The sequence below is a fragment of the Enterobacter sp. BIDMC 27 genome (genome assembly GCF_000534415.1).
In the GTDB taxonomy this organism is placed as follows: Bacteria; Pseudomonadota; Gammaproteobacteria; order Enterobacterales; family Enterobacteriaceae; genus Enterobacter; species Enterobacter hormaechei_C.
The window spans coordinates 41,116-49,078 of sequence record NZ_KI973179.1; the positions used below are offsets into that span (position 1 = coordinate 41,116).

Sequence of the window (7,963 nt, forward strand, 5' to 3'; positions counted from 1 at the left end):
TCTCTTGTAAGGGGTTACAGGCCGGGCATCAGCCCGGCAGGGTCAGTCAGTCCTGAAAGGTTTCGTCCAGCACCAGGGCTTCGCGGTAGGCTTCAAGAAGCAGGGTGTTGATCCGGCGCAGAGTCTGCGCAGCCATACGTTCGGTAAGCGTTGCCGCGTCGTGCCGGTGCTGCGATTCGAGGCGGTTCAGCAGCATCCGCACGTCACACATGGCATTGCTGAGCGCGGCCACGTCCGCGCGCAGGTGTTCAAGTCCCGGGTAATTCATGCTGCCTCCGGATAGTCAGGGTAAAACGCGCCGTCATTGGCCGCCGGCATCCTTCTCGCCCGCTCAACCTGTGCCAGACGGCGAACGCCAGCGGCGTGGTACTCCTCAAGCATCTCGATCCCGATATAGCGTCGGCTGGCTTCGGCGGCGGCCACGCAGGTGGAGCCGCTGCCGGCGAACGGGTCAAGGACAATGGCCCCGGGACACGTGAGCGATTCAATCAGCGGTCGCAGGCTCTGCACCGGCTTCTCCGTCGGGTGGTGTCGGTTGCCCGTGTATTTCCAGGGGATCACGTCCGGAATGGGACGGTCCGGGGTTTGCGGCCTCCCCTTCGCCAGCAGGTAGGCGCTCTCATGGGTGTAACCCACGAACGTCGATTTTGAGGCGTAGGACTTGGCGAAGACGATATGGCCAACCACCCGGAAACCGGCCGATTTCCACGCATTCAGAAACAGATCCGCGCGGTTCCAGGCATAGAAGCTCACCATAAGGCTGTCGTTTTTCAGCACGCGGTACATTTCATGACAGGCGGGCTGGAGCCATTCGGCAGAGTTGTCCCCGGCCAAGGTGCGCCCGTTACGGTCCTTATAGCCAACCAGATACGGCGGATCGGTAAGAATAAAATCGACGGCACGCGCCGGAAAACGGGACATCACCTGCACGCAGTCACCCAGAATAAAACGGGACATAGACACACTCCTCTCTGATATGCGGCACCCTCTTGCGCCGTGCCGCCACAAAAACCCGGCTCTGAGCGGAGGACGCAGGGGCGTTCCCGCAGGCCGCAGCGCAAGCCCTTCACGGGCTGAATGCACCGTGAAGGGTGCGAACGGGTGAGGAGAACGGCGATGAGCTTCCCTTGCGGCCGCAGCGGCCGGGTTAGCGTGAAGGCACGGCGTTGAACACGCCGCCGGCTGGCGGCAATAAGGCGGAGGGGACCGACATCCTTTGTTACCGGTTCTGGTAGCTGATGAGTCAGGCAGGGTATGGCAGAATGTACACTGATAATGGATTCGCGCCGTTATCTTACATGTATGCCTTTGATTTCAGGACGTCCCCGACCGGAGACGTCCTTTTTTTGCTGGTCTGATGTTATATTTAGTTGATGAAACGATTCGCCAGGTGTGTGATTATCACGGATGAAAACAGTAAAGGGTTTTCACTTAAAACAAATATGACACATTTGAGGACGCTCTTTTCCCGGAAAGCGTCCTGCTTTTTTTCGTCAGCGCCCCTTCACTCCGTCAATGGCAATCTGCAGCGTGTCCCAGTTAAATCCGATTCCGGCATCATGGCTTCGGTCGCAGATACGCATTGCTTCTGCAATTTTCTCTTCAGACAGACTGTCATCAAGTGAAAGAAAATCATCTGCCAGCCAGAATGTCCCCAGACACAGTGCATCCGGTGGGTACTGCTTCAGCCTGGCCATGAGTCCTGCCACCGTCACATCATCCCGGCAGGCTGAAACAGGCGGCAGCACGCGATCGGCGATGTCATTCCAGCACCAGTCATCCTCCTCCGGCACCGCTTCATGCAGGGTCTGTAATTCCACGCCCGGGAGCTGGGAAAGCTGCTCCCGGATTTCACCCAGGCACAGTCGTTCACTGCTGGCATCCTCGCTCCCCAGGTAGTGGTTGTTGATATACACGGCAAATTCGCCGTTATTCAGTTCAATACAGGTCAGTCTGAACATGGTTTTGTCCTCAGCATCCGGCACCCTCTTGCGCCGTGCCGCCACAAAAACCCGGCGAAAAGCGGAAGACGCCAGGGCGACGCCGAAGCCGCAGCGCAAGCCCTTCACGGGCTGAATGCACCGTGCAGGGCGCGAACGGGTGAGGACGGAGGCGACAGCTTCCCTGGAGGCAGAAGCGGCCGGGTTAGCGTGAAGGCACGGCGGGTAATTTTTACGTGTTAAGTAAAGCGGAGGAAAATTTCACATTAAATTAAAATGTGATTTACATCACAAAAAAACACATTATAATCGCCTAATAATTAAGCACCTATATTTGACGGCAGGGATGCGATGTCACCCTGCCGTTTTTTTTGAAGTGTACGGGGGCCGGATTTAACGCGCAGGAGCGGCACCCATACGTCTCAGCGCATCCTGTACTTCACGCAACCCAAAAATATCTTCCGGCGGCTGCTCCTTTCCGGCCAGACTACAGACCGTAAAGACGGCATTTGATGCGGCTAATCTCTCACGGTGCAGCGCCTGCAGTGCCATAACTACCAGCGTGCGTTCGTCTCCTGACAGTTCTTCAGGCTTCATACCGTTTCCTTCAGGCTAATGCTCCTATTCATCCCCGTCCCTTTGGTTTTTTCTCGTCAAACGCCAGGAGAACCCCGAGGCCGATCAGTGAAGCGTAGCAGACCTGCATCGCGATTGTCACCGGCAGGGAGATGTTATCAGCCAGAACGCCGGGAACCACAACGGCCACGCCTGCCAGTATCATTCCCCTGCCGGTCTTTTTGACCAGATCCGGCCACTGAGATTCAGGCACGTTCCGGGCACGCAGAAAGTTATGAATGCACTGCTCTGCCTTTTGTTTAATCACTGACATGTTCTAGTCTCCGAATGCCCGTCGCATATTTTTCTTTATCTTGGTCGCATCACCGGTTGCCGGTGCGGCAGGTTCTGCTGGTTTCTCCGGTACTGCAGCCTTAATCGCGACAGCTGTACCGGCCATCTGCTGAACCAGATCCTGCAGCTCGCTGACCGTGCCGGGCGGTACCGGCATGCTGGCCAGCAGACGCGGCAGCTCCGGTGCGGTCGTGTGCAGGGCCAGACCGGTGATAATCAGGTTTCTCAGCAGCTCTCCACGCAGGCGCGATGACACCCCCGTCAGCACACGCTCAACCCGTTCACTGCTACGGTCATCCTGAAGCGTCAGGGTGTAACGACGGCGCTGATATTTCGTCTCCGGTGACATGACCAGCGCGGCCACGCCGCCATCCGGCTCATCAGGAAGTCCGGAAAGTGAAGACCAGGTGCCGGAGACCAGGGCCATCACGGCACAAAGCCGGATGGCGCTCAGCTGCCCGTCAAAGAACACCGGGATCAGCGCCGGTAAACGGGCATCCGTCTGGTACATCACCGCCCCGGCGGTGGCGGCGGTCCGGATGAAGTCACCGCGCAGGGGCTGTGAGATGGTGCTGATGGTCGCCATCGCCGCGATGTCGGTGCGATCGTCGCTGTGCAGATAGAAAGAATACTGGCCGTCCGGCACGTTTAATCCTCTTTATTGTAAAGGGCAATCTCTCTGGCCAGCGCCAGCTGCGGATCGCCTATAACCTCGATACGGTCAGGAGCCAGAGGCCAGGCCTGACGGACAGCCTCTTCAATGAGGGATGCCCCTCCCCCGACCAGGAATACCCGGTTAACGTTCCTGAAGGCCGTCAGCTCACTGGTGACACGCGCGCCCAGGGAAGTGATGGCCTCTGTAATTTTGTTCAGAACATCGTCTATTTTTCCGGCATCGTTGATCACACGCTGCAGATACTGACGATCATTGCGGTTGCGGATGACCGTGTCAGCAATAAGCGCGCTGGTTTCGCTGTCTGCCGCCCGCAGCGCGCCTGCAGCTGCGCGGGTGACCTGTGACACGCCGACAGACGGATTGCCGTGTACCGCACTGATATCGTCAAACTGTCCGACAATCACGCCGGCATCGAGCGTGGTTCCGCCGAGATCGATAATCAGGGTGGTCTCTGCGGGTCCGGGCTTCAGCTCCGCGAGACGGGAGAACGCCGCCGGCAGTGATTCCGGCATCACCTTCACGTCCGTTACGGTAAATGCCCTGCCCTTATTCAAAACCAGCTCACGCATCAGGTTTTCCCGTTTGCGTCGGATATTCTCCTCGTTCCGCTGGCAGTCCCCGTCATAATACTCGCTCAGGGGCAGCGTCACGGTCAGGCTCACCGGCTGCGGCTCAAGTCCGCTGTTCAGCAGCGCATGATGCACGGCCAGCAGGTTGAGATCACCGTACTGATATTCCACGTTTGTTGTCGGGATGGCATCCCGGCTGACGCTGTCCCAGGTGTATTTCAGCGTGCCCACCTGATAGTTGAACGTTGCAGCACTGAATTCCGCCACTTTCCAGCCATGCCGGAAGGAGTTAGCAGAAACCCGGGTCTGCAGCTCGTTTCCTTCAAACCATGCCAGCTTAACATTAGTTGAACCATCATCGCAGTAAATATTCACCATTATGCTCCGTCAATTACACTCAATTTGATACACATTATAAGAGCAAAATGGAAAAATAAAAGCCTTATTTCTCATCATGAGCAATATAAAATAATCAAAATGATATCAATGAACATTTTGAGTAGCTTAGATTACTCACTCTGTTCATTTCGCAGGCGATCTGGATTATCCTCACGCTGTTAAATATACTGTATGCATAACCAGTATATTTAGACGTCAGGAGGAAAGATGAAACTGCAGCTTTTCAGCACCGGGAAAGAACTCCCGCCACAGGCCCATCCGTTGTTTGCAGACCTGGCCAGCTGCGGTTTTCCCAGCCCTGCAGCTGACTATGTCGAATCTGATCTGGATCTCCATGATTACTGCATACGGCATCCGAGCGCGACTTACTACCTTCGCGCCAGCGGTGACAGCATGGCCGACGGCAGCCTTTACAATGGCGATCTGCTGGTTGTGGACTGTGCCGAGAAGCCCCGGCACGGCGATATTGTTGTGGCCAGCGTGCAGGGGGAGTTTACGGTTAAACGGCTTCTGCTGACGCCACGACTCACGCTGCAACCCATGAACGCGGCCTGGTCGCCGATTTACCCCGACCCGGACGATCTGGATATCTTTGGCGTCGTCACGCACATCATCCACCGCCCGAGGGAGATGTACTGATGTTTGCCCTGGCCGATGTGAACAGCTTTTATGCCAGCTGCGAACGTGTTTTCCGCCCGGATTTGAAAGGAAAGCCGGTTGTGGTGCTCAGTAATAACGATGGCTGCGTAATCGCAAGAAGTGCCGAGGCGAAGCCCTGGATCAAAATGGGCACGCCGTGGTTTCAGATGAAAAACGAAAGATACCCGGAAAAAATATACGCGTTCTCAAGCAACTATGAACTTTATGCCTCGATGTCAGCGCGCGTGATGAGCTGCCTGGAGGAACTGGCCCCCAGGGTGGAACAGTATTCGATTGACGAGATGTTCCTCGACCTGACCGGCGTGGAGTACTGCATGGACCTGGAGGATTTTGGCAGACAGCTGCGCCAGCACGTGTATGACTGTACCCGTCTGACCATCGGAGTGGGTGCCGGGCCGACGAAAACCCTTGCAAAATCAGCCCAGTGGGCCTCAAAGGAGTGGAAACAGTTTCGTGGCGTGCTCGCCCTGACCCGGGGGAATCCTCAGCGAACGCGGAAACTGCTTTCACTGCAGCCGGTCGAAGAGATCTGGGGCGTGGGAAACCGTATTGCACGCAAGCTCAATGTTCTGGGCATTAAGACCGCACTCGATCTGGCCCTGACGAACCCGGCCTTCATCCGCAAAAATTTCTCCGTCGTTCTCGAGCGAACAGTGCGGGAACTGAACGGGGAAAGCTGCATGTCGCTTGAGGAAGCGCCGCCAACAAAGCAGCAGATTGTCTGCAGCCGCAGCTTTGGTGAGAAGGTCACTGAATACGATTCGCTCCGCCAGGCTGTCTGTCAGTACGCAGAGCGGGCCTCAGAAAAGCTGCGTAAAGAGCGCCAGTATTGCCGGCATATTTCCGTATTCATCAAAACGTCTCCGTTCGCCGTTAAAGAGCCTTACTATGGCAACGTGGCCACGGAGAAACTGCTTACCCCCACTCAGGACACCCGGGACATCATTGCGGCCGCCACAACGGCTCTGGAGCGTATCTGGAAGGACGGACACCGGTATGCCAAAGCCGGTGTGATGCTGAATGACTTCACCGGCTCCGGCGTTTCGCAGCTGCAGCTGTTCGACGAACGTCCTCCACGTCCTCACAGCGCTGAGCTGATGAAGGTTCTCGATGGCATTAATCATTCCGGGCTGGGACAGCTCTGGTTTGCCGGACGAGGGATAGCGCCATCATGGCAAATGAAACGCGACATGCTCTCCCCTGCGTACACCACTCGCTGGAAAGATATCCCCATAGCGAGGATCAGTTAAATTTCGCTTTTCAGAGAGAGCCAGTAGTGCTCGCCGCAGCCGAACGACAGGGCGAAGCCCGCGAGTGAGCGAGGAAGCACCAGGGAACTGCACGGATAAATTCTGCTTACGCTCGGTGTTAAATGGATACCCCACCCTGCTTTATCCACTTATCCACGGGCATATTTTTATAAAGTCTTTTTTAACTCTTTTTTCTTTATTTTACTCCTTTTAGGGAGCCTGAAAGCCGCATGCAGCGCGCCCTGAGAGGAGTTCATTATGGGCAACTGGTTAACATATTATGGGTAATTAATCACGTATCTGTGGGTTCCATAGCAACAAGCTATGGGATACGCATCAACAAGCTATGGGAAACAGGTCAAGTTTAGATCTCAATTATCCACTTGTGGATAAATTGCATATTTTCCCGGTGGATAAGTAACGCGATAGCTTGCAATTTCTGTTTTCACTGCCATTATGGGTGGATAATAATTTACCCATAGGCCTTGGAATGGATACTCAAGCACTCTTGCCAGCTACTAAAACGTTTAAAAAACGCGCCAGTATAAAGCAATCTAACGAATTGACCGAAGCCGCATATTACTTGCCTCTTCAGGCAAAACGTGTGCTGTGGTTATGCCTTATGCAGGCCTATTTCAACGACAGTCAGGATGATGATTCTGACGTATTACCTCTTTTCAAAATTAGCGTTTCCGATTACGTCAAATACTTCAATGTCGCTACGTCTGTCGCCAGTCGTGATGTAAAGGCTGGAGTAAATGCTTTGGGCGAATCAACGGTTACCTTCTATCCAAAAGAAGGTGAGTTTGAAGAGGTTAAACGTCCGTGGCTGGCTGAAGCAGGAATGAAGAGAGGCCGGGGTTCCTGGCAGATTGAGTTTAACTACAAGGTCATGCCATTCCTTGTTGGCTTGACGTCCCAGTTCACGACCTATTCTCTGTATGACTGTGGTCAGCTTAATAGTGTTCGTGTCATCCGCCTTTATGAGAGCCTGTGCCAGTTCCGGAGCACTGGTGTCTGGATCACCACACATGACTGGTTATGTGAAAGGTTTATGCTTCCAACCTCGCAGAAGAACAATATTGCGGAAATGAAACGTACCTTCCTGGAACCTGCGCTGAAGAAAATTAATGAGAAGACGCCCTTAAAGGTAAGTTATACAACCGAAGAAGATGGTCGCTTATTGTTTAATTTTCTTGATAAAAAACAATAATCTGAAATTTATCCTATATCCCCCCTTGGTCTGTTTCTTACATTTGGGGGGATACTAAACTTGCTGTATTTCCCACATCACATGCCGAACTTGACCTGTTTCCTACAGTTCGGGCTGCCCTCTAAGTTGACTTCTTTCCCACAGTCCCGGCCGGCAATTAAGTTGACCTGTTTCCCACAGTCATGACTGTCCGCGAAGTTGACGTGTTTCCCACACTCCCTGCTGGCCATTAAAGTTGACCTGCTTCCCACAGTCCCGGTCGGCCGCGAAGTTGACTTGTTTCCCACAGTTCAGGCCGTCTGCGAAGTTGACGTGTTTCCCACAGTCCGGGCCGTCTGCGAAGTTGA

Annotated in this window: 10 protein-coding genes; 3 read left to right on the plus strand and 7 right to left on the minus strand. The window is 54.4% G+C overall.

The window, feature by feature from the left end; translation table 11 throughout:
- Positions 1-46 precede the first annotated feature (46 nt).
- The 7 genes from L463_RS00175 to parM form a co-directional block, all read right to left on the minus strand.
- Positions 47-268 carry a hypothetical protein gene (locus L463_RS00175; protein ID WP_013087144.1) on the minus strand — a complete coding sequence of 74 codons (222 nt, stop codon included), beginning with the start codon at positions 266-268 and terminating at the stop codon, positions 47-49.
- Entirely contained in the window at positions 265-957 is a 693-nt protein-coding gene (locus L463_RS00170) for a DNA methylase (protein ID WP_032663695.1), read from the minus strand. The genes L463_RS00175 and L463_RS00170 overlap by 4 nt, the downstream gene beginning before the upstream one ends.
- Positions 958-1,493: 536 nt before the next feature.
- The gene (locus L463_RS23945) at positions 1,494-1,961 is read right to left on the minus strand and encodes a hypothetical protein (RefSeq protein WP_032663749.1); all 468 of its coding nucleotides are present in this window, start codon (positions 1,959-1,961) and stop codon (positions 1,494-1,496) included.
- A gap of 372 nt (positions 1,962-2,333) precedes the next feature.
- Positions 2,334-2,537, minus strand: a complete 204-nt coding sequence (locus tag L463_RS00160; RefSeq protein WP_032663693.1) for a hypothetical protein — start codon at positions 2,535-2,537, stop codon at positions 2,334-2,336.
- A 28-nt stretch (positions 2,538-2,565) separates the two neighbouring features.
- The gene (locus L463_RS00155) at positions 2,566-2,829 is read right to left on the minus strand and encodes a hypothetical protein (protein ID WP_032663691.1); all 264 of its coding nucleotides are present in this window, start codon (positions 2,827-2,829) and stop codon (positions 2,566-2,568) included.
- 3 nt (positions 2,830-2,832) lie between these two features.
- Positions 2,833-3,495: a plasmid partitioning/stability family protein gene (locus tag L463_RS00150; protein WP_032663689.1), complete on the minus strand. Its 663-nt coding sequence runs from the start codon at positions 3,493-3,495 to the stop codon at positions 2,833-2,835.
- 2 nt (positions 3,496-3,497) lie between these two features.
- Entirely contained in the window at positions 3,498-4,469 is a 972-nt protein-coding gene (parM, locus tag L463_RS00145) for a plasmid segregation protein ParM domain-containing protein (RefSeq protein ID WP_080472841.1), read from the minus strand.
- A gap of 231 nt (positions 4,470-4,700) precedes the next feature.
- Between parM and umuD the strand changes: the two genes are divergently transcribed.
- The 3 genes from umuD (at position 4,701) to L463_RS00130 (ending at position 7,616) form a co-directional block, all read left to right on the plus strand.
- On the plus strand, positions 4,701-5,132 hold the full coding sequence (umuD, locus tag L463_RS00140; protein ID WP_032663686.1) for a translesion error-prone DNA polymerase V autoproteolytic subunit: 432 nt from the start codon (positions 4,701-4,703) through the stop codon (positions 5,130-5,132).
- Positions 5,132-6,403: a Y-family DNA polymerase gene (locus L463_RS00135; protein ID WP_032663684.1), complete on the plus strand. Its 1,272-nt coding sequence runs from the start codon at positions 5,132-5,134 to the stop codon at positions 6,401-6,403. The genes umuD and L463_RS00135 overlap by 1 nt, the downstream gene beginning before the upstream one ends.
- Positions 6,404-6,893: 490 nt before the next feature.
- Entirely contained in the window at positions 6,894-7,616 is a 723-nt protein-coding gene (locus L463_RS00130; RefSeq protein ID WP_029403849.1) for a replication initiation protein, read from the plus strand.
- The last annotated feature ends 347 nt before the right edge of the window (positions 7,617-7,963 follow it).